Here is a 2,081-nt window from a genome sequence, read left to right as displayed (position 1 = left end):
GACCTGGCCAAACCACCAGCGCGCATCATATTCCCTAAACCCGGACGCCTTTATCAGCGCCGAGGTTTCAAACTCGAACGTGTTGGGCCGGGCTTCGTCAACGAAATTCAGCGACAAGACAGGACACTCCGAACGACACAAATGCGGTTGTCGAGGCGGTAGCTTACCGGAACCGTTCTTCCGGCCTATCTATCAGTTTGGTTGATCCCTTTCACGACATGGAAAGCCGGCGAGCATCGTTGTCGGGCTATTTCCGCGGTGCCCTGCAAGCCCTGATGCCCGCAAAGATCCGATAATACCGCTGAATGTCGTGATGCCGCGATCTGATCGACGACCGTGCCGCGTTCCAACGTAGGCTGGATTGCGACTCCCAGGACCACCCATAAGGAGCGTTTCCTGGCGTTAATAAACCTTGTAATATTTTGTGATCGCCGCCATTCGAGTTCTCCACAGTCGCGTCCCATTGACCATCTGCGGTTGCTAGAATCCCCCAGGGGAATGCCTTAAGCAGCCGTGAGCAAGAAGCAAGTCTTCTGCTCTGACGAACGCACAGCTTTAAGCACGGGCGCAAAAATGCCGCTGTTTTTTTTCGATATCCGGGACGGCAAATCCCATTCTCCCGATACAGAGGGCACCCACTACGTTGGTGCGCTCGAGGCCCGGGTAGACGCGGTTAAAATGCTGGTCGCCATGGCACAGGACGAAGTTCAGGGCGGGTTACAAAGCAACCTTTCGGTGACTGTTTCTGACGAAAGTCGTCGGCCCGTTATGGAAGCAAATATCGATTGCAGCATAAAAGTCTTTTGACAAATTCCCGATAGCCCTGGACCTAGTTGGCTCCGTCGGGATGCAGCAAGCTTTGTGCAGCTGTCCTGGCCGCACTTGACTTACGGCAGCGGCTTCTGATCACTTTTATCCCCCGAGACCACGTAAGCGGAGAAGGCCGCACGATGCTGCTGCACCTCCTCGATACAGCCACGCAAGCTTCGAATGCACATTGCCGGCAGCCCTTCTACTCGTTCGCAAGCGACCGCCGCGGTACTGTCGCACGCTCGATCGCGACGACCGTCCCTTATTCGACTTCGCTGCCGATATTGCACAGGACGGGGGCCTGGCACATCGCCAGGAACCTTTGCCACCGCGAAGCCAATTCGGCGGAACTGGATTACAGGACGTTGACGGTGGCGTGGCCCGGCGCCGGAACGCTTCGTTCCAAGGCGGCTACGCCGCGCCGAGCACGGGCTCTCGTGGCGCAAACAACTGCAAGTGCGATGAAGAAGAGGATGCCTGGATCAGCGCTGCCACCCGACACCGACATTGCAATTATGCTTGCAAGGGCAGCATTCCTGACGCTCGTCACGATTGCATCTGTCTCTGCATCCACCCGTTCCCGAACCGCGCCCAGGCCTCTGGTCACGACATAGAGCAGGGCCACTATCATCAGCGATCCAAACAGACCCAACTGCGACAGGACAGCGATCGGCCAACTCGATGCCCTTGAACTGCCGAAACCAACGCCCAGTCCGCTCGTATCGAGAAACGACTGCAGGCTCTTTACATTCCAATAAGTGCGCTCATGGCCTGACCCGGAATCCGCTTTGTTAATGATGGTGCTGTTGATCAGTCTGACGAACGGGTCCAACGCCTCGGCTTTGTAAAGACTAATGCCCAGTACGGCGGTCCCGCCCACCACCATGAGAGCTATTATCAGTATCTCTTCGCGCGCAACTTTTCCCCTGATGACCGACTGTAGCATGGACAACGCAACGGGGATGCATAGCAGTGTCAGCCCGACGTAAGCCGTCGATGAAGTCGACAGAATGGACAAGAAGAGCAGGATTCCGGCCAGCCATTTCGCAAGCGGTGATTTGGTCTTTCTCCAGTAGCTGTAGCAGAATGCCAGGCAGGCGAGAGAAACGCTGGCGAACGAAGAGGCCTCCGAAAAAGGCCCGGTGATCCGCACAAAGCCTGCCTCGACCGCGTTCGATATAATCGCGTAGTTGGCGGTTCTGATCGGGGCCAGAAAGTCTCCCGCCCCCGCGGTCTTGCCAATGAAATCGATCAGCCCCATTCCCGCGTGC

Annotated in this window: 1 protein-coding gene and 1 pseudogene; one reads left to right on the top strand and one right to left on the bottom strand. The window is 56.8% G+C overall.

Going from position 1 to position 2,081, the window contains the following annotated elements; genetic code table 11:
• Positions 1 to 513 precede the first annotated feature (513 nt).
• Positions 514 to 807 (top strand): hypothetical protein, encoded by a 294-nt coding sequence (locus EN991_RS33865; protein ID WP_127218776.1) that lies wholly within the window; start codon positions 514 to 516, stop codon positions 805 to 807.
• 358 nt (positions 808 to 1,165) lie between these two features.
• On the opposite strand, the pseudogene EN991_RS33860 reads toward EN991_RS33865, so the two are convergent.
• Positions 1,166 to 2,081: pseudogene (locus tag EN991_RS33860) on the bottom strand (hypothetical protein); the annotation flags it as partial.

The sequence above is a fragment of the Mesorhizobium sp. M7A.F.Ca.US.005.03.2.1 genome, assembly GCF_003997795.1.
Taxonomy (GTDB): Bacteria; Pseudomonadota; Alphaproteobacteria; order Rhizobiales; family Rhizobiaceae; genus Mesorhizobium; species Mesorhizobium ciceri.
This window is presented reverse-complemented; position numbering and strand designations above follow the sequence as displayed.